The sequence below is a fragment of the Enterobacter sp. UNJFSC 003 genome (assembly GCF_036903355.1).
GTDB lineage: Bacteria > Pseudomonadota > Gammaproteobacteria > Enterobacterales > Enterobacteriaceae > Enterobacter.
The window spans coordinates 987,214-1,009,344 of the sequence record NZ_JBAKHK010000001.1; the positions used below are offsets into that span (position 1 = coordinate 987,214).

18 protein-coding genes and 1 pseudogene are annotated in these 22,131 nt (G+C 51.3%); 7 read left to right on the forward strand and 12 right to left on the reverse strand.

What is annotated here, in order from left to right:
• Positions 1 to 214: 214 nt before the first annotated feature.
• Positions 215 to 721 (reverse strand): thiol peroxidase, encoded by a 507-nt coding sequence (gene tpx / locus V5P19_RS04605; RefSeq protein WP_334400547.1) that lies wholly within the window; start codon positions 719 to 721, stop codon positions 215 to 217.
• A gap of 107 nt (positions 722 to 828) precedes the next feature.
• Here tpx and ycjG point away from each other — a divergent pair, with 107 nt between their 5' ends.
• A complete protein-coding gene (gene ycjG / locus V5P19_RS04610; RefSeq protein WP_334400549.1) occupies positions 829 to 1,794 on the forward strand; it encodes an L-Ala-D/L-Glu epimerase in 966 nt (321 codons plus the stop codon).
• Here the strand turns inward: ycjG and mpaA are convergent.
• A complete protein-coding gene (mpaA, locus tag V5P19_RS04615; protein ID WP_334400551.1) occupies positions 1,785 to 2,498 on the reverse strand; it encodes a murein tripeptide amidase MpaA in 714 nt (237 codons plus the stop codon). The two genes, ycjG and mpaA, sit on opposite strands and share 10 nt — an antisense overlap.
• A 181-nt stretch (positions 2,499 to 2,679) precedes the next feature.
• Here mpaA and V5P19_RS04620 point away from each other — a divergent pair, with 181 nt between their 5' ends.
• A complete protein-coding gene (locus V5P19_RS04620; RefSeq protein WP_334400553.1) occupies positions 2,680 to 4,296 on the forward strand; it encodes a peptide ABC transporter substrate-binding protein in 1,617 nt (538 codons plus the stop codon).
• 191 nt (positions 4,297 to 4,487) lie between these two features.
• On the opposite strand, the gene V5P19_RS04625 is transcribed toward V5P19_RS04620, so the two are convergent.
• The 3 genes from V5P19_RS04625 to V5P19_RS04635 form a co-directional block, all read right to left on the reverse strand.
• The gene (locus V5P19_RS04625) at positions 4,488 to 4,628 is read right to left on the reverse strand and encodes an Ecr family regulatory small membrane protein (protein ID WP_334400555.1); all 141 of its coding nucleotides are present in this window, start codon (positions 4,626 to 4,628) and stop codon (positions 4,488 to 4,490) included.
• Positions 4,629 to 4,691: 63 nt separating this feature from the next.
• Positions 4,692 to 5,924, reverse strand: a complete 1,233-nt coding sequence (locus V5P19_RS04630) for a sensor domain-containing diguanylate cyclase (RefSeq protein ID WP_334400556.1) — start codon at positions 5,922 to 5,924, stop codon at positions 4,692 to 4,694.
• A 92-nt stretch (positions 5,925 to 6,016) separates the two neighbouring features.
• A complete protein-coding gene (locus tag V5P19_RS04635) occupies positions 6,017 to 8,146 on the reverse strand; it encodes an EAL domain-containing protein (protein WP_334400558.1) in 2,130 nt (709 codons plus the stop codon).
• A gap of 452 nt (positions 8,147 to 8,598) precedes the next feature.
• Here V5P19_RS04635 and V5P19_RS04640 point away from each other — a divergent pair, with 452 nt between their 5' ends.
• A complete protein-coding gene (locus tag V5P19_RS04640; protein WP_334400560.1) occupies positions 8,599 to 9,753 on the forward strand; it encodes a methyl-accepting chemotaxis protein in 1,155 nt (384 codons plus the stop codon).
• A 29-nt stretch (positions 9,754 to 9,782) separates the two neighbouring features.
• On the opposite strand, the gene V5P19_RS04645 is transcribed toward V5P19_RS04640, so the two are convergent.
• Positions 9,783 to 10,916, reverse strand: a complete 1,134-nt coding sequence (locus tag V5P19_RS04645) for a membrane-associated sensor domain-containing protein (RefSeq protein WP_334400562.1) — start codon at positions 10,914 to 10,916, stop codon at positions 9,783 to 9,785.
• A 197-nt stretch (positions 10,917 to 11,113) separates the two neighbouring features.
• Between V5P19_RS04645 and zntB the strand changes: the two genes are divergently transcribed.
• Positions 11,114 to 12,097, forward strand: a complete 984-nt coding sequence (gene zntB / locus V5P19_RS04650; RefSeq protein ID WP_334400564.1) for a zinc transporter ZntB — start codon at positions 11,114 to 11,116, stop codon at positions 12,095 to 12,097.
• Between the two features lie 483 nt (positions 12,098 to 12,580).
• Positions 12,581 to 13,954, forward strand: a complete 1,374-nt coding sequence (gene dbpA / locus V5P19_RS04655; RefSeq protein ID WP_334400566.1) for an ATP-dependent RNA helicase DbpA — start codon at positions 12,581 to 12,583, stop codon at positions 13,952 to 13,954.
• A gap of 42 nt (positions 13,955 to 13,996) precedes the next feature.
• Here dbpA and ttcA read toward each other — a convergent pair whose 3' ends face one another.
• On the reverse strand, positions 13,997 to 14,932 hold the full coding sequence (gene ttcA, locus V5P19_RS04660; protein ID WP_334400568.1) for a tRNA 2-thiocytidine(32) synthetase TtcA: 936 nt from the start codon (positions 14,930 to 14,932) through the stop codon (positions 13,997 to 13,999).
• 49 nt (positions 14,933 to 14,981) lie between these two features.
• Positions 14,982 to 15,227 (reverse strand): annotated as a pseudogene (locus tag V5P19_RS04665) (tyrosine-type recombinase/integrase); the annotation flags it as partial.
• A 284-nt stretch (positions 15,228 to 15,511) separates the two neighbouring features.
• Between V5P19_RS04665 and V5P19_RS04670 the strand changes: the two are divergent.
• A complete protein-coding gene (locus V5P19_RS04670) occupies positions 15,512 to 15,937 on the forward strand; it encodes a VOC family protein (RefSeq protein WP_334400570.1) in 426 nt (141 codons plus the stop codon).
• Between the two features lie 186 nt (positions 15,938 to 16,123).
• A complete protein-coding gene (locus tag V5P19_RS04675) occupies positions 16,124 to 16,321 on the forward strand; it encodes a hypothetical protein (protein WP_334400572.1) in 198 nt (65 codons plus the stop codon).
• A gap of 72 nt (positions 16,322 to 16,393) precedes the next feature.
• Here V5P19_RS04675 and V5P19_RS04680 read toward each other — a convergent pair whose 3' ends face one another.
• The 4 genes from V5P19_RS04680 to nifJ form a co-directional block, all read right to left on the reverse strand.
• Positions 16,394 to 16,519 (reverse strand): hypothetical protein, encoded by a 126-nt coding sequence (locus tag V5P19_RS04680; protein WP_334400574.1) that lies wholly within the window; start codon positions 16,517 to 16,519, stop codon positions 16,394 to 16,396.
• 32 nt (positions 16,520 to 16,551) lie between these two features.
• Positions 16,552 to 16,764: a KTSC domain-containing protein gene (locus V5P19_RS04685; RefSeq protein WP_334400576.1), complete on the reverse strand. Its 213-nt coding sequence runs from the start codon at positions 16,762 to 16,764 to the stop codon at positions 16,552 to 16,554.
• A gap of 127 nt (positions 16,765 to 16,891) precedes the next feature.
• Positions 16,892 to 18,001 carry a porin OmpC gene (gene ompC / locus V5P19_RS04690; RefSeq protein ID WP_334400578.1) on the reverse strand — a complete coding sequence of 370 codons (1,110 nt, stop codon included), beginning with the start codon at positions 17,999 to 18,001 and terminating at the stop codon, positions 16,892 to 16,894.
• 388 nt (positions 18,002 to 18,389) lie between these two features.
• Positions 18,390 to 21,914, reverse strand: coding sequence for a pyruvate:ferredoxin (flavodoxin) oxidoreductase (gene nifJ, locus V5P19_RS04695; RefSeq protein ID WP_334400580.1), 3,525 nt, complete (start codon positions 21,912 to 21,914; stop codon positions 18,390 to 18,392).
• Positions 21,915 to 22,131: the final 217 nt, after the last annotated feature.

Sequence of the window (22,131 nt, forward strand, 5' to 3'; positions counted from 1 at the left end):
ATGCAGTCAATATCGCGTTATAGGTGAACGACTGAAATATTTTTTCAGTTTTAGTGTGATTTTTGTCTTAATTAGCTTTAACGATTCAGTCTTGTAGAAATAAAAAACCCCGCAAAGGCGAGGTTTTAGACGTCTGGCGTATTACAAACCGTGTGGCAGTAATAAACCTTTTATTTCATTACTTTGCTAAGCTTTGTACCATGCAAGCCAATGATTAGGCTTTGAGAACATCCAGCGCTGCGGTGTAATCAGGCTCTGTGGTAATCTCGTTCACCAGCTCGCTGAAGACGACGTTGTCGTTTTCATCGATGACCAGAACGGCACGTGCGGCCAAGCCTTTCAGTGCGCCTTCAGAAATACCCACGCCGTATTTCTCCAGGAAATCAGCATTGCGCAGAGTAGAAAGGGTAATAACGTTGCTCAGACCTTCAGCACCGCAAAAACGAGACTGGGCAAAAGGCAGGTCAGCAGAAATACACAGCACCACGGTGTTGTCCATTTCAGTTGCCAACTGGTTGAATTTACGCACGGATGCGGCGCAAACGCCGGTATCGATGCTTGGGAAAATATTCAGGACTTTGCGTTTGCCAGCAAACTGGCCCAACGTGACGTCAGACAGATCTTTAGCCACCAGAGTGAATGCCTGTGCTTTGCTACCAGCCTGCGGAATAGAACCTGCAACAGCAACCGGGTTGCCCTGGAAATGAACGAGTTGTGACATAGATATCTTCCTGTTTACATATAGTTAACGTCGAGGCTAGTGTATGCCAACAGCGGATAATACGGCAATCCAATTTTCATGCCTTACCAGGCTGCAAGGAGTCAGTGATGAGAAGCGTTAAAGTCTATGAAGAAGCCTGGCCATTGCATTCCCCCTTTGTTATATCCCGCGGCAGTCGCAGTGAAGCCAGCGTAGTCGTGGTTGAAATCGAAGAAGAGGGGGTTAAAGGGGTTGGCGAATGTACTCCTTATCCTCGCTATGGGGAAAGCCTTGCGTCAGTAATGGCGCAGGTGATGACCCTGGTACCCGACCTGCAAACGGGCCTCGCGCGGGAAGCTTTACAGCAGCGCTTGCCGGCAGGTGCTGCGCGTAACGCAATTGACTGTGCCCTCTGGAGCCTGGAGGCGGCTAAGCAGCACACATCCTTATCGGCGATGGCGGGAGTGACGCTTCCTGAATCGGTTATCACCGCGCAAACGGTGGTCATTGGCGAGCCGGAGCAAATGGCTGCCAGTGCAAAGGCGTTATATGACACCGGGGCCAGGCTGTTAAAAGTGAAGCTGGACGATCGACTGATCAGCGAGCGTATGGTTGCTATTCGTTCCGCGGTACCGGAAGCTACGCTGATTGTGGATGCGAACGAGTCGTGGCATCCCGAAGGGCTAGCGGCACGTTGCCAGCTACTGGCCGATCTGGGGGTGGCCATGCTTGAGCAGCCGCTCCCGGTAAAGGATGATGCAGCGCTGAAGAATTTTATCCACCCGTTGCCAATTTGCGCAGATGAAAGCTGCCATACCCGCGAAAGCCTTGCCGGATTAGCGGGACGTTATGAAATGGTAAACATTAAGCTGGATAAAACCGGCGGGCTGACAGAGGCGCTGGCGCTGGCTGCAGAGGCACAGGCGCAGGGATTTTCGCTGATGCTGGGATGTATGCTCTGTACATCCCGGGCGATTAACGCGGCGCTGCCGCTGGTGAATAAGGTCGCTTTCGCCGATCTCGACGGACCGACCTGGCTGGCGGTTGACGTTTCACCCGCACTCAGTTTCACCAGCGGCGTGCTTCATCTCTGAGGCTGCCAGCGCAGAAGCTCAACCATAGCTTTCAGGTATTTTTCGCTGGCTTCATCGGAGGATATGGGCGGGAATTCAGCGGTGATGCAGTGCAGGTCAAGATCGGCGCACCAGCTGCCAAACGACCCCGGTGTCTCGTAGCCAACGCTGGTGACAAGCGGCAGGGCGAATGCATCCGCCAGCCACTGTCCCAGCGCGGTGTGCCGAGGATCTTCAATGCAGGCAAGCGGATCGTGGAAGGAGACAACCCAGGCGGGGTGGATACGATGAATTAATTGGCACAGTGCCTGCGTCTCCGGCTCTGAACCCGGTTTTTCCCCCGTCAGTAATACCACGTCGCGCTCTTCAGCCGAGCTGTTCCAGCGGTACACCGTTTCTCCGGCACGCCAGTTGGCTGCCGGGAAATTACGGTTTAAATCGATCCCCCTCGCATTTGCTCGTAGCCCAAGCTGACAACCGTCTGGATTTACGGTCAAAATGACGTGATGACGGCGTAACGCCGGCGCGAGCGTACGCAATGCACAGGACAGAGTAACGATGGATGAATTTTCGTCGCCGTGCGTACCGGCAATAATCAGGCCGCTATTGCGATCGGCTTCAGGGGCGGGAAACCAAATCAGCGGAGCGCCCAAAAAAGAGTGGCCATAATGTTCGGTGCCTGGCGGAAAAGCGCCCCGTTCCGTTCGCGGTCGAGTGAGAGCCATAGGAAATCCAGATAATAAGTAACTACTGGCAGTGTTGTGCAAAACCCGCGCTTAATCAAATAGTTTCCGTGCAAGGCGATGATTGCCAGATATCAACTATCCAGCGTAGGATATTTGCATTTCGCCGTTCTAAAACAAATAATTACGCATCTGCGTGTTACCCATTTCAAAAGGGGATCTCATGAAGCATCCTGTTTCGCTGCTATGTTCTGCGCTGTGCCTTTGCGGGCTTTCTTCATTTTCATTCGCTGCTGACGTGCCACAAGGCACGACGCTTGCAAAAAAACAGGAGTTGGTCAGACACATTAAAGATGAACCCGCCTCTCTTGATCCCGCTAAAGCCGTCGGGTTGCCAGAGATCCAGGTGATTCGTGACCTCTTTGAGGGGCTCGTTAATCAGAATGAGAAAGGGGAGTTAACGCCGGGGGTGGCAACGCGCTGGCAAAGTAATGATAACCGGATCTGGACCTTTACGCTTCGTGATAACGCCAAATGGTCAGACGGCACGCCAGTCACTGCACAGGATTTTGTCTACAGCTGGCAACGCCTGGTGGATCCGACAACGACGTCTCCGTTCGCCTGGTTTGCTGCGCTTGCGGGCATTCATAATGCCCAGCCTATTATAGATGGTAAAGCCGCGCCTGACACGCTGGGGGTCACGGCTGTCGATGCCAAAACGCTGCGCGTGCAGTTAGATAAACCGCTGCCGTGGTTCAGTAACCTGACGGCAAGCTTTGCGTTCTATCCGGTTCAGAAAGCCAATGTTGAGAGCGGCAAAGAGTGGACGCGGCCAGGCAGTCTGGTCGGAAACGGCGCGTATGTGCTGAAAGATCGCGTGGTGAATGAAAAACTGGTGGTCGAGCCGAATTCGCACTACTGGGACAACGCCAAAACCGTCTTGCAAAAAGTGACCTTCGTGCCGATCAACCAGGAGTCTTCAGCCACCAAGCGCTACCTGGCGGGGGATATTGATATCACTGAGTCCTTCCCCAAAAATATGTACCAGAAGTTGCTGAAGGATATTCCGGGGCAGGTATATACACCGCCTCAGCTAGGCACTTACTACTATGCGTTCAACACCCAGAAAGGCCCAACCGCTGATGCTCGCGTGCGTCTGGCGCTGAGCATGACTATCGATCGCCGAATCATGGCAGACAAGGTACTGGGGACGGGTGAAAAACCGGCGTGGCACTTCACGCCAGACGTGACGGCAGGTTTCACCCCAGAGACGTCTCCGTTTGAGCAGATGTCGCAGCAGGAGTTGAATGCGCAGGCCAAAACGCTGTTACAGGCTGCTGGGTATGGTCCACAACGTCCGCTGAATCTGACCCTGCTCTACAATACGTCTGAAAACCACCAGAAGATTGCGATTGCCGTTGCCTCGATGTGGAAGAAAAACCTGGGCGTTGACGTTAAGCTGCAAAATCAGGAGTGGAAAACCTACATTGATAGCCGTAACACCGGCAATTTTGACGTCATACGCGCATCATGGGTAGGAGACTACAATGAGCCATCGACCTTCCTGTCGCTGTTGACCTCGACCCACACCGGTAATATTTCCCGCTTCAACGACCCTGCGTACGATAAGATTATAAATCAGGCGACGCTGGAAACCACGGCAAAAGCGCGTAATGCCGATTACAACATGGCCGAGAAGATCCTTGCTGAAAAAGCGCCGATTGCGCCGATTTATCAGTACACCAATGGCCGCTTGATCAAACCGTGGGTGAAAGGTTATCCGATCAATAACCCTGAAGACGTTGCCTATAGCCGTACAATGTATATCGAGAAGCATTAACAGGACTTTTATAGCCTGAATGCGCTGAGCTATCTGAAATGAAAAAAAGCCCGTCAGAGAACGGGCGAAATAAGCAAATGATTTATTGATTCGTTAGCTGCCATAGCGGCTAACGATGGGCATTTTACGCATCCGTTAAAATTGCGGGTAGCCGACAAATTAGGTAGGTGAAACAAGGCATTAAACGTGCGTCATGGCGCATCAATCATGGGGTAAAGGCGACTTTCAAAATATTCCACCATGACCCATATCTCGCCGCTAAAGATAAACCACATGCCTAATATAATAAGGCTTAAAATGATTATGGTGAGTATTATTTCTGTTTTTCCCATTGCAGATATTACCCACTTGAAATCTGTTCCTTAGAGGTGGGCATTGTAGCGGAGAGTCTTCTTTTATGCAGCCAGAACTTTATTACGTCCATCATTTTTGGCGCGATAGAGTGCATCATCAACGCGTTTAAACAGTTCATCGATACTTTCACCGGGATTGTGGCGCGCAACGCCGATGCTGACCGTAAATCGCGGCAAACCAGGAATGGTTATGCGCGCAACGGCGGCACGGATCGTTTCCGCAATCTGCATCGCGGCATCAATGGGCGTGCGCGGAAGCAGGATCACAAATTCTTCTCCTCCCCAGCGGAAGACAAAATCGTCTTGGCGGCTACAGGCTTCCAGTGTTCGGGAGAGGGATATGAGTACCTCATCACCCTTCATATGACCAAAGACGTCGTTGATGTTTTTAAAATGATCGGTATCAACCAGCAGCAGGCTGAACTGTTGCTGAGCGGGAAGGTGCGTCGGGTTGGTTTGTTCTGTGATGGTATAGAATTGCCGACGATTGAGCAGGCCCGTCATGGAGTCCCTTAGCGCGGCGTGCTCAAGCTCAAGCTCCAGACGCTTTTGCTCGGTGATGTCATGGATAATACACAGCATCAGCTTGTCGCCGTAGATCTCAATAGGACCGGCATACGTCTGAACATGTCGGGTTGTACCATCTGCAAGCCGGTGAACGAAGTTGAGCGGTTTGTGCCCACCCGGCAGTGCAGCAATTTCAGTCATGATCGGCAATACGTCTCGTCCCAGAGTGTTTATTTCCCAGGTATGTTTGCTGCACATGTCATCGTGGGAATAACCGTAAAAATGAAGTGCGGCAAGGTTAGCATCGACGATCTGGCCATCGCGAGAGGGGTCTATTAGCAGCATCGGCGCGCTGTTTGTCAGGAAAAAGCGCGCGTAGAACCCCTGTTTTTTACGCTGGTAGGTCGCGGAACGACTGGCCTTTAGCCCAGAAGCAGCCTGCTGAGGGATCCCTTCAAAAGTAATAACGTCACCAAAAGGGGAAACGTGGGTCAGCGAAAGGCGACAGCTCAGCGTGGTTTCGCATCGATCGCGCCAGACGGTGAAGACTTCAATGATGTCCTGTCCCGAACTCAGCTCGGGAACATACATTGAAAGTACCTTTTGTGCGCTTGCGGAAAAGGTGCCATTACGCATCTCCTTCAGGGATTTCTCCTGCATCAAGGCAGATGCCGCTGAATTTGCAAATATAATATGTTCGGAAACAGGTGAAATCAGCCACACGGGTGTTTTAATTAAATTTAGTGCATCAAAACAATATTGCGACATAGAGAATTCCTGTACATCGACACGGGATGCCTGACGATCACGGCGGAATTGATTCGCGTGGACTCTTTTGAAACATACTCTACTTAATCACATCAGGCATGATTTTTTTGCGAAATAGGAGGGGATTCCGTATGAATTTTACCGATTGGTACAATTTGCTTATCGGAGTTCTTCTGCAATAGCAGCCAGGGAACCTGCTCAGCGGGTAAAGGACGGGAAAACAAGAATCCCTGTAAATAATCGCAGCCCAAATCGGTCAGGACGGTTTGCTGTTCCAGAGTTTCAATCCCTTCTGCGACGACATTCATCTCCATGTTACGCGCAATACTGATTATTGTTTCAACGAGTTTTCTGCTCTTTTCATTTCCCATCATTGAGCTGACGAAGCTTTTATCGATTTTAAGCTCTTTTGCCGGCAAGACGCTGAGCATCAGCAGGTTGGAATACCCGGTTCCAAAATCATCAATCGACACGGTGACCCCAGCCTGATTAAAGGCGTTAAGCAATTCAATGCTGCGATCGAGGTTTTTAAGGGCCGTGCTTTCAGTCACTTCAAGGATTAATCGGGAGGGGGCCAGGCTGTATTTTTGCAACATGGAAGAAATAACCTGGAATATATCCTGTTGTTCAAACTGTACCGGCGACAGGTTGAATGACAGCGTCCACTGACTAAAGCCTTGTTCCGTCCAAAAATGCAGTTGTCTGCATGCCGCTTCAATCGCCCAGTTGCCAACGGGAATGATTAACCCCGTTTGTTCCAGAGACGGCAGAAACAGATTGGGCAACAGTACGCCTTGCTCCGGATGTCGCCAGCGCAGAAGGGCTTCAAATCCATGAATGGTGCTTTGCCCGGCATAATACGTTGGCTGATACCACAGCTCGAACTGATCGCGCTCCAGCGCCTGAGACAGCTTCTGCAAAAAAGCCGGTTCGGCGGGTACCGCTGTTGACATCTCGGTGCGATAAACTGTCCAGCTGTTACGGCCTTCCTGTTTGACATGGTGCATCGCGGCGTCTGCTTTAAGCTTTAACTCATGCAGCGTTTCGCCATGCAGAGGGTAGAGGCTCACGCCGGCGCTGACCGTGATGCTTAATGCGTGTCCGCAAATGGACAGTGGACGGCGCACGTCTTCCAGAAGCGCGGTGAGAAGACTATCTAGCTTTTCATCGTCACACTCCGGGACCAATAAGATCAACGCATCGCCGCCCAATCTCGCCAGCGTCATGTCCTGGGCCAACCTGCCCGTTATGCGTTGTGCAACGTTGATGAGCAGCTCATCGCCCACCATGTGGCCCCAGGTGTCATTCACCCGCTTGAAGTGATCGATATCGAGGAAGACTACGGCAAACTGCTTTTTAGTGAGCAGCGCGCTGCGCAGGCAATCCTGCATCCTGATATCCATCTGGTGCCGGTTAGCCAGGCCGGTAAGTACGTCAAAACGTGCCTGCAGCTCCAGTTGACGGTTAAGCTGGTGCAAATTGTCCGTCAGTCGGCTTGTGCGCCGGTGGGAATCCACCAGCGAGATAATCAACATCATCCCCAGCAGGCAAAGCGTCGTGACGGAAACCCAAATTGATAATCCCAGCTCGCTGATGCCTCCTGGCAGCGTGCGCGTCATTTCGTGGAAATGCGCAGCGTACATGCCGGTGTAATGCATTGCACAAACGGCCGCACCCATCACGAGGGCTGCTGCAATACGATTGATAAAGACGCCCTTGCGTTTGTCCCTCAGATGGAAGGCTAACCACAGCGCAACGCCGGAGGCGATGACGGCAATCAGCATTGATAGCAGCACGATGCGCCATTCCCACATGATGCTTCCTTCAAGCATTAAGGCGGCCATACCGACGTAGTGCATAGAGACAACGCCTGCGCTAAGGATCAATGTGGCAAGAATCAGTCTGAAGGAGGAGAGCGTTTTCGCCGGGACGGCGATATTAATGGCGAGCGTTGAGGCGAGCACGGCAACGCCCATTGAGGCCAAGGTTAAACCAAGATGGTAACTCATGATCATCGGCATTTTCATCGACAACATACCAATGAAATGCATCGACCAGATCCCGATACCCAGCGTTACTCCGCCAGCGACACGCCAGAACATGGCACCTTTGCGGCTCGAAAGGGGGATTTTACCCGCGCTATCTAATGCCACAAAAGAGGCGATAAATGCCACAAGATAAGAGATGGCTATTAATACAGGGTCCCACGATACATTGAGCATTATGCAATCCCACGCCAAATACGTTACAAAGTTCACCTGCCGAACATGCCTGGTGCCCGGATCATGCGCGTTCAAACTATATTAGTTAGCCATCACGAAAAATGACCCATTCAATGAGAAATAATCGGTTATTTAAGAATATAAAATATATTACCTAAATTAACCTTTGTAGCACCGCTTAACAATAACGTATTCCTACAGCAATGCTTCTTAAATACTCGCCAGTCATATTGCGTCACGAAAGAAGATGGTATCGCTTAAGTATGGCGTAAACCAGCGTGACGGGATGATGTGAAAAACATTTCCACTATTACATTTTTTTATTCTTACTTAAGTTAAATCCACGCAATCAAGCTGCGAAACGTCAAACCAGCGTAGTTCTTGAGGAAAAAGTGGCTCAGCAATGCTATAAAAGTTAATGCCGACAAAAATATAAAGTTGTAGGAAAACTCATGCTAAGAAATATTAGTGTTAGGACCTTTATTATCTATTTTCTTCTGGCTGCTTTTTTGGTAAATGATGGAGTGATTGCGTTATTCTCAGGTAATGTTTCACTTTTTATTGCAATAAATATTATTCAATTCAGCGCATTGTTTTTACTGTGGGCGTACATGACAAAATATCTTGTGACACCGATCAATACTGTGAAAAAAAGTATTGAAGAGGTGACGTCAGGCAATCTTGGCGTGTCGATTCCTGAATTTGGCAATAACTGCGCGGGGCGATTGATCCCGGGCATTAATAGCTTATCCAGCAATATCGCGACGCTGGTTCGTGAGATTCGCGCATCGTCCCAGACCGCCATGACCTTATCGGATCAGCTCTCGTCCCGCAGCGAGCAGCTCTCGGTCAAAACAGAACAGCAGTCGGCGTCACTGATTCAAACGGCTGCCAGTATGGAACAGATGGCAGCGAGCACAAAAAATAACGCCGACAATACTCGCTTAGCCAGTGAACAAGCGAATGTCGCGACCCTTCAGGCGCGTAAGGGCGGCGAGCTGATGGGGCTGGTTGCCAACAACATGCAATCCATTACCGAGTGTGCTCAGCAAATGACGGAAATCATCTCCCTCATTGATGGCATCGCTTTCCAGACCAATATTCTGGCGCTGAACGCGGCCGTAGAGGCAGCAAGAGCCGGCGATCATGGTAAAGGGTTCTCTGTCGTGGCGGGAGAGGTCCGAAGTCTGGCGCATCGTAGCGCCGAGGCGGCGAAAAATATCAAATCCCTGATTGAAGTGACCAGCAATAACGTGACCCAGGGCGCTAACGTCGTCTCGGAAGCCGAAAAAAATATGCACGAGATCGTGGCCGGTTCGAGCAATGTCAGCCGGTTGATGGACGATATCTCCGCGTCGACCTCTGAGCAGGAGAAGGGGATTTCGCAGATCACTCAGGCATTGTCAGAGCTGGAACGCGTGACGCAGAGCAACGTGTCTATGGTTGAAGAGCTTAACGGCTCATCAGATGTGCTCCGAAATCAGGTCATTGAACTGCAAGCCCGGACGCGCAACTTCCGGCTGGATAATGAACATCTCTCTGGTGGACCGTTAGGGCTGAATCAACGTTCGCCTCTGTTTACGCCACGAGCAGGACACTCACTCTAACGATAAAAGCCTGCCTGGCAGGCTTTTTTTTATTGTTCCACCATCCACTGATTTCGCCCCTGCTGTTTTGCTCTGTACAGGGCTTTATCGGCCCTCGCAATCACAGAAGGCGCTGTCTGCCCCGCTTTCCAGGTAGCCAAGCCCTGACTAACGGTAACCCGATCGTTGACAGGGGACCTCGCGTGAGGCAAGGCCTGACGCTTTAACGCGTCGGTGATGCTTTCCGCACTGCGCTTGAGCGCGTCAATATCGGCATCGGGTAACAGTATTACAAACTCCTCACCGCCAAATCGACCCACGACGCCGGCATTTTCGCGGGTGGCCTCCTCAAGCGTTCTGGAGATCGTTATCAAACACCGGTCACCGTTCTGATGCCCATAATAGTCGTTGTAAAGTTTGAAATGATCGACATCGACCATAATCAAACCAAAACCTGTCCCATCGCGCTGGTGGTTGACTATCTCCTGGTCCATCCTTTCTTCAAATGCCCGCCGGTTTGCTATGCCGGTCAGGGGATCTTTGCTTGCCAACTGCGCCAGCTGCTGGATGAGATCGGCGTTTTCCTGTTCGCGACGTAAGGCAAGGAGAAACCAGCCGTTCAATATACGTCTGCCTGATTCAAGTAATCCTGCCAGCAGTACCCACTGAAGCGCATTCAAAACGGTGAGCGTAGTGCGGTGAAATAGAGTAGTGATCAAAATGGTTATCCACACCGGCACGATAAAACTCAGTAGCACCTTAGGATCGAAATAGAGCGATATCAGCGCGGTAAAGAGAAGCAGTGCGGCAAAGGGAAAAATAATCCGCACGTCTTCGCTGGAAATAAGGACATAAAAACAGACTGACCAGCAAAGGCTTAGTACAAAAGCGATGCTCTTAGAGAGCGTTCTTAGCCATGATGCCTGTGAAAGCGGTGCCATGCGAAGGATAAATAGCACACCAGAGGAGAGCAGAAGATTGATAACAACCATCGTCTCCAGCACCCCTGCCGGGTGAAGTGACGGGGCCAATGCCTCAGCTGGTGAAAAATAGCGGCGTCCCAGTATAAATAATGAAAACAGAATATTTACCCACAGAAACCAGGTCATGCTGGTTTTGATCGCAACGGCTCGCATTTCAGCCAGTCGCGACTCGAATGCGGCATAGCGCTTTTTTATGGTCATGCAGTTACCTCTGCGTACATCTAGATCAAATTAATAGCATTTTGTTAACTTTATCGAATTGCCTGCACCTGTCCACCGGAAGATTCGGGAAAACGACCATTTCCCGAACTAATTCAGCGCGATGCAAAACATATAGGTTGCTTAACCTTTGCCGAAAGCTAGACTGACAACGAAAGAGCTTAAATGGTGGAGGCGTTGTGGAAAGCATTAAAGGATCTGAACTTAACGTTCCAGACGCAGTGTTTGCGTGGATGTTCGATGGTCGCGGCGGGGCGAGGCCTCTGGAAGATAGCGATGAGATCGATCGCGAGCATCCGTGCTGGTTGCACCTGAACTACACGCATCCTGACAGCGCAGACTGGCTGGCTTCAACGCCACTTTTACCGAATAACGTGCGTGATGCACTGGCGGGAGAAAGTTTGCGGCCGCGGGTCAGCAGAATGGGGGATGGGACGCTTATCACGCTGCGCTGCATTAATGGCAGCACGGATGAACGCCCCGATCAGCTGGTTGCAATGCGTGTTTACATGGATGACGGGCTTATTGTCTCTACCCGTCAGCGTAAAGTGCTGGCGCTGGATGATGTCGTCAATGATTTGAAAGAGGGCACAGGTCCGACAGACTGCGGTGGCTGGCTGGTGGACGTGTGTGATGCGCTTACCGATCACGCAAGTGAATTTATCGAAGAGCTGCACGATAAAATTATCGATCTCGAAGATAACCTGCTCGATCAGCAAATTCCGCCGCGCGGCTTTCTGGCACTGGTGCGTAAACAGCTGATTGTGATGCGCCGTTACATGACGCCGCAGCGTGACGTGTATGCCCGTCTGGCGAGCGAACGGTTGAGCTGGATGAATGACGATCAGCGCCGCAGAATGCAGGATATCGCCGACCGACTGGGACGGGGTCTGGATGAAATTGACTCTTGTATCGCCAGAACGGCGGTCATGGCAGACGAGATCGCGCAGGTGATGCAAGAATCGCTGGCGAGAAGAACCTATACGATGTCGCTGATGGCGATGGTGTTCTTACCGAGCACGTTTTTGACCGGGCTGTTTGGCGTAAACCTGGGCGGGATCCCCGGTGGCGCATACCATTATGGCTTTACCGCATTTTGCGTCATGTTAGTGGTTTTGATTGGGGGTGTTGCATGGTGGTTGCATCGCAGTAAATGGTTGTAAATTTTCGTTTTTTCGACTTGCTCAGTGCTTCAAAACGTCATTTTAATTGAGCGAAGTCAATAAACACTTACCACGTAAGGTGCAATATTAGTCCCGCAGGTGAATGCAACGTCAAGCGATGGGCGTTGCGCTCCATATTGTCTTACTTCCTTTTTTGAATTACTGCATAGCACAATTGATTCGTACGACGCCGACTTATTAGTCGGCTTTTTTTTTGCCTCTCGTTCCTCAGCGTCTACCCTAAAAGGAGAACGCCCAAACCTGGAGGGAAAAATGACCATCCTGCTAAGTCTGCAACTCTCGCTTTCAATTCCAACGGGCCCGGTTCCCAACGATCCTGCCCCGATGCCCGATCCGATACCGCGTCCGCAGCCGATGCCCGACCCACCGCCAGATGAAGAACCGATTAAAATGTCGCATCAAACCCCGAGATCTGCGAGGATACGCGCCATCTGTCTGCAAAGATGACCACGAGAGACTATTGTGACCGCTTTTTCTACTCTGAATGTTCTTCCCGCCGCCCAACTCGATAATCTCAACGAGTTGGGATACCTCTCTATGACGCCTGTTCAGGCCGCTGCACTGCCAGCCATTCTTGAAGGTCGCGATGTGCGCGTACAGGCGAAAACAGGCAGTGGAAAAACGGCGGCATTTGGTCTTGGAGTGTTACAGCATATTGATGCTGCGCTGTTTAAAACCCAGTCTCTGGTGCTGTGTCCCACTCGTGAGCTGGCGGATCAGGTCGCGGGTGAATTGCGTCGTTTGGCGCGTTTTCTGCCTAACACCAAAATTTTAACCCTCTGCGGCGGACAACCTTTCGGCGCGCAGCGTGATTCCCTGCAGCATGCGCCACATATCATTGTCGCGACGCCGGGACGTCTTCTGGATCACCTGCAAAAAGGCACCGTTTCACTGGATGCGCTGCGAACGCTGGTGATGGACGAAGCCGATCGTATGTTGGACATGGGCTTTAGCGACGCCATTGACGACGTTATCCGCTTCGCGCCGCCAGATCGCCAGACGCTGCTGTTCTCTGCAACCTGGCCTGAAGCCATTGCCGCAATCAGCGGTCGCGTGCAGAAAGATCCGCTCACCATTGAAATCGACAGCGTCGATGCGTTACCTGCCATCGAGCAGCAATTCTTTGAAACCTCACAGCAGGGAAAAATCCCGCTTCTGCAGAAGTTGCTCAGCCAGCATAAGCCAGCGTCGTGCGTGGTGTTTTGTAATACCAAAAAGGATTGCCAGTCGGTGTGCGATGCGCTGAATGCCGCAGGGCAGAGCGCCCTGTCATTACACGGCGACCTGGAACAGCGCGATCGCGACCAGACGCTGGTGCGTTTTGCTAACGGTAGCGCGCGCGTGCTGGTTGCGACGGATGTGGCGGCACGTGGTCTGGATATTAAATCCCTGGAACTGGTGGTTAACTTTGAGCTGGCGTGGGACCCTGAGGTACACGTACACCGCATCGGCCGTACTGCGCGTGCGGGAAACAGTGGCCTCGCCATTAGCTTATGCGCGCCAGAAGAAGCGCAGCGCGCCAATATTCTCTCAGAAATGCTGCAGATGAAGCTGAACTGGATGACTGCATCCGGTAATGTCAGCATTGTTCCGCTGGACGCCGAAATGGCGACGCTGTGTATTGATGGGGGCAAAAAAGCCAAGATGCGTCCAGGTGACGTATTAGGGGCACTGACGGGAGATATTGGTCTGGACGGCGCTGATATTGGCAAGATTGCAGTGCATCCAGCACATGTTTACGTGGCGGTTCGCCAGTCGGTAGCGCAAAAAGCCTGGAAGCAGCTGCAAAACGGAAAAATTAAAGGGAAGACCTGTCGCGTTCGCCTACTTAAGTAGAAAATAAAGCGTCTCAGAAGCCATACCTGAGACGCTTTTTGGTTATTTCACTTCAACGACATTCAGACGCAGTTCTTCGAACGGGGTGTCATCTTCTTCCGGTTGCCAGCCTGCAGGCTGCATTGGGATCTCTTCACGGTCAAACGCCAGATCGCCGCCATTCACCACTTCAGAATCGTGGTTAATGCCCTTAAAGTCGAAAAGTTCGATGTCTGCCATGTGCGAAGGCACCACGTTCTGCATCGCGCTGAACATGGTTTCAATGCGGCCTGGATAACGTTTATCCCAGTCGCGCAGCATGTCTCCAATGACCTGACGCTGCAGATTCGGCTGAGAACCGCACAGGTTGCATGGAATGATTGGGAATTCTTTCGCCTGAGAGAAACGCTCGATGTCTTTCTCACGGCAATAGGCAAGAGGGCGGATCACGATATGTTTACCGTCATCGCTCATCAGCTTAGGCGGCATACCCTTCATTTTACCGCCATAGAACATGTTCAGAAACAGCGTTTGCAGGATATCGTCGCGGTGATGGCCCAGCGCAATTTTGGTCGCGCCCAGCTCCGTTGCTGTGCGATAGAGAATGCCACGGCGCAGACGGGAGCAGAGGGAGCAGGTTGTTTTCCCTTCTGGGATCTTCTCTTTCACAATCCCATAGGTATTTTCTTCGACAATTTTGTACTCAACGCCCAGCTTATCGAGATATTCCGGCAGAATATGCTCAGGGAAGCCCGGCTGTTTCTGGTCAAGGTTGACCGCCACCAGGGAAAAATTCACCGGTGCGCTTTGCTGAAGATTACGCAGGATCTCCAGCATGGTATAGCTGTCTTTACCCCCTGACAGGCAAACCATGATGCGGTCGCCTTCTTCAATCATGTTGAAGTCTGCAATGGCTTCGCCCACGTTGCGGCGCAGTCGCTTTTGCAGTTTATTCAGGTTGTATTGTTCTTTCTTTGTAATATCTTGATTCTGTTGCATTTATGCTTTACTCAAATCTCAAATGGGGCACCAGGGGGACAAAACGATTTCAAAGCACCCGCTTCGTATTGTGCATTGTCACCTGTTCGCGGTTCATTTCGTCTATCCATCTAGCATAGATTTCATACACCCTCTGCGCATTTTCGTGCCCCATCCGATTGGCGATAAAAGACGGGTTAGCGCCTGCCGATAATAACCAACATGCGAAAGTGTGCCGTGTATGGTACGGATTGCAGCGACGAATACCAGCACGTTTTACACCAGAGTCCCACTCGGTGCCCAAACTGTTCAATGCGGTACTCGCGAATTAGAAGAAAAATTTCGACGAGCAGTGACAAATGACAAATACCTTTTAAGATTTCGAAGAAGCAAATCTGATTACATGGAGTTTCTGATGTCTATTGTCGTGGTGACCGTTCTATCCTGCTTTCTCATCGTGTCGGGGCTTTACTCTATCCTGCAGCAGCTAATGCATGCCTGGTGTGAGCCGGAGCAGGAGTAATGCACGCTACCTCTTGACCCTAAGTTAACTTGAGCTTTTAAGATGGCTGCTCTGTCATCAAAAGTGGAATGTGGCTCATGAAAGAGGTAGATGTTGGTTTTACGCACGTTGCGTTTGTTGTGAGCGATTTGGATAACAGCATCGCTTTCTATCATCGCTATGCTGGGATGGACGTTATCCACCGTCGTGAGCCTAATCTTCCTGAGGCGCGAAAAGTCGCATGGTTAAGCGACCGCACTCGTCCATTTGCTCTTGTGCTCGTACAAGTCGATAAGGTCACTGATACGCCTCTCGGTAATTTTGGTCATCTCGGGGTAGCGTGCGCAAGCGCTGAAGAGATAGACAAAAAAGTTGAGATGGCGCGTTTAGAAGGCGTATTGCGAAAAGAGCCGGTACAGGCAGGCGATCCTGTCGGTTATTTTGTGTTTATCGCTGATCCTGACGGTAATACGTTAGAGCTGTCATACGGGCAAAGAGTCGGACTTGAAGCGTTAGCCAAATAATATTGATATTCACACGGGTGAACATGCCAGGCACGATTCACTCGCTATGATTATTCGCAGAATGGTATGGCACCGAGATTTTAAATTTATAAACATTTCATTTCTGTTTAGGTGACGAATGCACGTGACTCGCTGCGTTTTAGCATATTCCTGCTACGCTTTTTTGTTGTACAAGGGAGCGCACGTATGAAGAATAAAGACGAACAAACTGGGTTAGTCGGGTTGGCCATTGGTGCCGCCGTCATTGGGCTGGTTTCTCAACAGACACCGATCGATCGCGAGAGTATTGTCAATGAACTGGTCCGACTGGGAAGGCAGAAGGGCGATGGCGTAGAAGATGAGGTTTTCGTTAAGGCTGCTGAGTTGGTGAGAAAAGGGGTGTAAAAGATGGATGAACTCATCATGTATGGACCATTACTCTACTGCTGCATGTCAGGTCCGTAGCCTTGCAGGGGCTTAATGTGCATCGAGCACGGATAACAGTTCGCCCAAATGACGAACAACGCCGCCGAAGTCGAAGATAAGCGCTATCCAGGCACAACCCAGAAGGGCGAGCAGAGTGAGTGAAATGCGAGTGAACACGCAAAATATCCTTATTTTGTCAAAACGAACGCTTACTCTATCCTGATTTCCTTAAACTTGCCCTTAACAACCCCATCATAAAAACGGCCTTTTGAGACAACGCTCAAAAAATCAGAAAAAACGCGGGCAGGAACAGGCTGGTATTGCAGTCTTGAACGATCACGAAAGCAGATTTCAAGCGTGGCGCTTTGTTCGTCATAAGCGACAGAGGCAATGCGGGATGATTTAACAGGATGATGGACCATAAAGATGCGCCTCTTACCACGTAATACATGCGTCTCATCATCTTACAGGAGGCTTCAGTGATGCAAGTTGAAAGTATTATGACCTGTGTTATTTAAACGGCCCGCAATACTCTGCGGGCCAGAACCATTAGAACTGATAGACCAGGCCTAACGCTACGATATCGTCAGTGCCGATACCGTTGTTTTTGTAGAACGCATCATCTTCGTCCAGCAGGTTGATTTTATAATCAACATAGGTGGACATGTTTTTGTTGAAATAATAGGTAGCGCCAACGTCAGCATATTTAACCAGATCCTGATCGCCCTGGCCGTTGCCCAGATCTTTGCCTTTCGATTGCAGGTAAGAAATCGCCGGACGCAAACCGAAGTCGAACTGGTACTGCGCGGTGACTTCAACGTTTTGAGTTTTATTAGCAACCGCGTGTTCGTTGTCACCGTATGGAGTCATATTGCGCGTTTCAGAATACATTGCCGCCAGGTAGATATTGTTAGCGTCGTATTTCAGGCCCGCAGTCCATGCATCTGCTTTATCGCCGCCGGCAGTGGTATTGATAACCTGGTCATTGGTACGATCGGATGAGGCATAGGCCGCGCCCGCGCTGATACCCATACCGAAGTCATAGGTGGTAGAGATACCGAAGCCGTCACCGTTCTCATGGCGCGTATCACGGCCGTTGTTGGTTCCTTCCTGGTTATTGCTGGCATCTTCGTTTTTACCCTGGTACTGCAGGGCAAAATTCAGGCCCTGTACCAGCCCGTAGAAGTCGGTATTACGGTAGGTCGCCACGCCATTGGCACGCCCGGTCATGAAATTATCCGCTTTGGAGTAGGCGTCGCCACCAAACTCTGGCAGCATATCGGTCCAGCCTTCCACGTCATACAGTACGCCGTAGTTACGACCATAATCAAACGAGCCGTAGTCACCCACCTTCACACCAGCGAAAGCCAGACGAGTCCAGGACTGGTTGTCCGAGTTCTCCGTATTGTTCGCCTGAATATTGTATTCCCACTGCGCATAGCCGGACATCATGTCGTTGATCTGGGTTTCACCTTTGAAACCCAGACGCATGTAGGTCTGATCGCCATCAGCACCTTTATCATCGGAGAAGTAGTGCAGACCATCTACCTTTCCATACAGATCTAATTTATTGCCGTCTTTATTATAAATTTCCGCAGCATGTGCAGCGCCAGCCATTAACAGAGCTGGAATCATCAGAGCCAGTACTTTTCTTTGCATTGTGATATTCCTTTGCAGTTGTTTTTATTTAATTACGTGTTGAACTTTCCGGATTGGAAAGATGTCACATGCTAAATCACGCGGATGAAAGACTTGTAAAATATAATTGTTACGAACTAAGTAAAATCTAAACCGAATTATTCGGCAGAAATGATGATTCGTTCGATGAATGAATTAACGCTAATCATAATAAATTAAAATTATTAATCATGCGTTGAATAAGGTAATGTGTGCGGCGTTATATGCCTTTAAGATTTTTCATCCATAACTCACATGAATGTTCTGTATATAGATAAATAGAGATTCGTTGATTATGTGGATTGCCCGTTGCGGATGCATCGGGCTTTTTTTATGGCAAAAAAATGCCCGGACAAGCCGGGCAGAACTATTATTCGCTGGTCGATTTTTCCGCTTTTCCGGCCATCTGCGCCAGGAAGTCATAACGTTTTTGCAGATCGGCCGCGGCATCTTTCCACAACTGCTCTGCCACTTCAGGCTGCTGCGCATTCAGACGACGGAAGCGTTGCTCCTGCATTAACGTCTCGGCAAGGGCATCTGACGGCGGACGGGAATCCAGCGCTAACGGCAATTTGCCTTCATCTGCACGGCGAGGGTCGAAGCGATACAGCGGCCAGAAGCCGGTTGCCGTCAGCTGACGCATCTGGTCATGACTCAGCGCCAGATCGTAGCCATGTTCCTCGCACGGGCTGTAGGCGATGATAAGGGACGGGCCAGGGTAGGCCTCCGCTTCCTGAATCGCCTTCACCGTCTGGTTAAGCTGTGCGCCCAGAGAGATTTGCGCGACGTAAACGTGGCCGTACATCATCATGCTCACGCCAAGATCTTTACGCGCCTTGCGCTTGCCATGTTCGCCAAATTTGGTAACGGCGCCTAACGGCGTTGCTTTGGAAGCCTGTCCGCCGGTATTGGAATAACACTGGGTATCCAGAACCAGGATGTTGACATTCTCGGTCAGGCTCAGCACGTGATCCAGCCCACCGAATCCAATGTCGTATGCCCAGCCGTCACCGCCAATCAGCCAAATTGATTTATCGACCAGAGCGTCAGCATCGGTCAGCAGTTGTTCTGCACCTTCCACGCCCTGCAACGCCTGACGCAGTTCTGCTACCTGCTCGCGGCGAATCTCGGGCATGGCCTCCGCGTGAAGCGCGTCGTTCAGCTCGGTGGGGATTTTATCGGCAAACTTTTCCAGCAGGCGCATAACGCGCGCGCGGTGCTGGTCAACGGTCAGGCGGAAGCCCAGACCGAATTCGGCGTTATCCTCAAACAAGGAGTTCGCCCATGCCGGACCACGACCGTTGGCATCAGTGGTATACGGCGTAGAAGGCAAGTTACCGCCGTAAATGGATGAGCAGCCGGTGGCGTTGGCAATGAGCATTCTGTCGCCATAAAGCTGCGTCAGCAGTTTGATATACGGTGTTTCACCGCAGCCTGAGCAGGCGCCAGAGTATTCAAACAGCGGCGTGATCAGCTGCGAAGTACGAATATCAATACGTTCCAGCTTGCTGCGATCGATTTCAGGCAGGTTAAGGAAGAAGTCATAATTCACTTTCTCTTCTTCCACGTGATCGAGACGCGACATCATATTGATGGCTTTAATTTCCGGGTTCTGACGATCTTTCGCCGGGCAAACCTCAACGCACAGATTACAGCCGGTGCAATCTTCAGGTGCCACCTGCAAAACGTACTTCTGCCCGCGCATATCACGGGATTTGACGTCCAAAGAATGCAGGCTGGACGGGGCGGATTCCATCTCCTCCGGCGAAACGACCTTGGCACGAATAGCCGAATGCGGGCAGGCCGCCACGCAGTGGTTGCACTGAGTACACAGCTCTTCTTTCCAGATAGGGATCTCTTCGGCAATATTGCGTTTTTCCCAGCGGGTCGTGCCCATCGGCCAAGTTCCGTCCGGCGGCAGCGCGGAGACGGGGAGGGCATCGCCCAGTCCGGCCAGCATCGCCGCCGTAACGGTCTTCACGAAATCTGGAGCTGCATCGGATACCACTGGCGGTCTGTTCGGGCTGCTGGCATTTACAGGCTGCAGCGGCACCTCAAACAGCAATTCGCGAGCCAGCGCCAGCGCCTGCCAGTTACGCTCAACCAGCTCCTGCCCTTTGCTACTATAGCTTTTGGCAATCGCACCCTGCAGTTCAACGAACGCGCTGTCACCCGGTAAGATATTGGTCAGATGGAAGAAGGCCATCTGCATAACGGTGTTGATACGCGCGGCGAGGCCGCATTCGCGGGCAATCTTTGCGGCGTTGATGACGAAGAGGCGCGCTTTTTTCTGGTTCAGCACCGCCTGCACTTCCTGCGGCAGACGCGACCAGACCTCATCTACGCTGTAAGGAGTATTGATCAGAAAGATACCGCCGGGTTTCAGGCGCTCTGCCATCTGATATTTGTCGATAAACTGCAGCTGGTGACAGCCGACAAAATCAGCCTTCGAGATGAGATACGCCGAGCGGATAGGGTGTTCACTCACGCGCAGGTGTGAGACGGTCAGACCTCCCGCTTTCTTGGAGTCATAGACGAAATACCCCTGGGCATACCACGGCGTCGAGTTACCGATAATCTTGATGTTGTTCTTGGTTGCCGAGACGCTGCCGTCACTGCCTAATCCATAGAACAGCGCTTCCAGTTTGGCCTTTGACGGCAGGCTATTTTCCGGCAGGGCCAGGGACAGATTCGTCACATCATCATAGATCCCAACCGTAAAGCGTGACTTAGGTTTTGCGGTATTCAGCTCATTAAATACGGCAAGAACGCAATCCGGGCCGAACTCTTTCGAGGATAAACCGTAGCGACCGCCAATCACGCGCGGCAGGGTTTCTCGCTCGCCGTTATTAAAGGCTTCTGCCAGCGCAGTCATGACGTCAAGGTAGAGCGGCTCTGCAAGGGCACCCGGCTCTTTGGTACGATCGAGTACCGCAACGGTGCGTGCAGTGTCAGGCAGGACAGAGAGCAGATGTTTGGCCGAGAACGGACGATAGAGACGCACTTTAAGCACGCCCACTTTTTCGCCGCGCGTCAGCAACTCGTCAACCACCTCTTCGCAGGTGCCAATGGCTGATCCCATAAGTACAATCACGCGTTCCGCCTGCGGGTGACCGTAGTATTCAAAGGGCTTATATTCACGGCCGGTAGCGGCAGCGAAATCGCTCATCGCCTGTTCGACATGCTCATAAACGGCGTTGTACCACGGGTTCGTCGCCTCGCGGGACTGGAAATAGGTATCCGGGTTGGCGGATGTGCCGCGAATCACCGGATGTTCCGGATTAAGGGCGCGGGCACGATGCGCATCGATCTCCGCCTGCGGCAGAAGATTCAGGATGGTGTTGTCCGCCAGCGGGACGATTTTGTTGATTTCGTGAGAGGTGCGGAAACCATCAAAAAAATGAATGAACGGCACACGACTCTTCAGCGTCGCAATATGCGAAATCAGCGCGAAGTCTTGTGCTTCCTGAACGGTGCTGGCGCACAGCATGGCGCAACCTGTTTGACGCACGGCCATCACATCGGAATGATCGCCGAAAATAGAGAGGGCGTGGGTAGCGACGGTTCGCGCGGCAACGTGCAGGACAAACGGGGTTAACTGGCCGGCCAGTTTATACAGCGTTGGGATCATCAGCAGCAATCCCTGCGATGAGGTAAACGACGTCGACAGCGCGCCGGTTTGCAGCGCCCCGTGCACGGCGGCAATTGCACCGGCTTCGGACTGCATTTCAACCACGCGAGGGACATCCCCCCAGACGTTTTTTAACCCGTTGCCGGCCCAGGCATCAGCCTGTTCAGCCATTGTGGAACTTGGCGTGATCGGGTAGATGGCGATAACTTCGCTGGTACGGAACGCGACTGACGCGACTGCACCATTACCGTCAATAGTTTGCATAAGACAACACCCTTACATTGCGCAAAAAAGTGGAACCCGTGAAACGGCGACGAGCTCAGATAATAATTCCCTTAGTATAGGACGTGAGCCTATTCCATTGAAGTTATAAGGCTTTCGAGTGCACAAATTGATCCAAGGGGCATGCCGGAGACAATCCATGGGTTGCATATGCGATCATTATATTTAATTGATTTTTATGTGTTTTTTAATGTGTCGT

What these genes read in the sequence shown, in the direction of transcription:
- V5P19_RS04645 (WP_334400562.1), bottom strand. Translation starts at nt 10,916, where the DNA reads ATGACCATAAAAAAGCGCTATGCCGCATTCGAGTCGCGACTGGCTGAA.
- ompC (WP_334400578.1), bottom strand. Translation starts at nt 18,001, where the DNA reads ATGCAAAGAAAAGTACTGGCTCTGATGATTCCAGCTCTGTTAATGGCT.
- V5P19_RS04640 (WP_334400560.1), top strand. Translation starts at nt 8,599, where the DNA reads ATGCTAAGAAATATTAGTGTTAGGACCTTTATTATCTATTTTCTTCTG.
- mpaA (WP_334400551.1), bottom strand. Translation starts at nt 2,498, where the DNA reads ATGGCTCTCACTCGACCGCGAACGGAACGGGGCGCTTTTCCGCCAGGC.
- V5P19_RS04635 (WP_334400558.1), bottom strand. Translation starts at nt 8,146, where the DNA reads ATGCTCAATGTATCGTGGGACCCTGTATTAATAGCCATCTCTTATCTT.
- ttcA (WP_334400568.1), bottom strand. Translation starts at nt 14,932, where the DNA reads ATGCAACAGAATCAAGATATTACAAAGAAAGAACAATACAACCTGAAT.
- tpx (WP_334400547.1), bottom strand. Translation starts at nt 721, where the DNA reads ATGTCACAACTCGTTCATTTCCAGGGCAACCCGGTTGCTGTTGCAGGT.
- V5P19_RS04685 (WP_334400576.1), bottom strand. Translation starts at nt 16,764, where the DNA reads ATGGTCCATCATCCTGTTAAATCATCCCGCATTGCCTCTGTCGCTTAT.
- V5P19_RS04670 (WP_334400570.1), top strand. Translation starts at nt 15,512, where the DNA reads ATGAAAGAGGTAGATGTTGGTTTTACGCACGTTGCGTTTGTTGTGAGC.
- ycjG (WP_334400549.1), top strand. Translation starts at nt 829, where the DNA reads ATGAGAAGCGTTAAAGTCTATGAAGAAGCCTGGCCATTGCATTCCCCC.
- V5P19_RS04620 (WP_334400553.1), top strand. Translation starts at nt 2,680, where the DNA reads ATGAAGCATCCTGTTTCGCTGCTATGTTCTGCGCTGTGCCTTTGCGGG.
- V5P19_RS04675 (WP_334400572.1), top strand. Translation starts at nt 16,124, where the DNA reads ATGAAGAATAAAGACGAACAAACTGGGTTAGTCGGGTTGGCCATTGGT.
- nifJ (WP_334400580.1), bottom strand. Translation starts at nt 21,914, where the DNA reads ATGCAAACTATTGACGGTAATGGTGCAGTCGCGTCAGTCGCGTTCCGT.
- V5P19_RS04630 (WP_334400556.1), bottom strand. Translation starts at nt 5,924, where the DNA reads ATGTCGCAATATTGTTTTGATGCACTAAATTTAATTAAAACACCCGTG.
- V5P19_RS04625 (WP_334400555.1), bottom strand. Translation starts at nt 4,628, where the DNA reads ATGGGAAAAACAGAAATAATACTCACCATAATCATTTTAAGCCTTATT.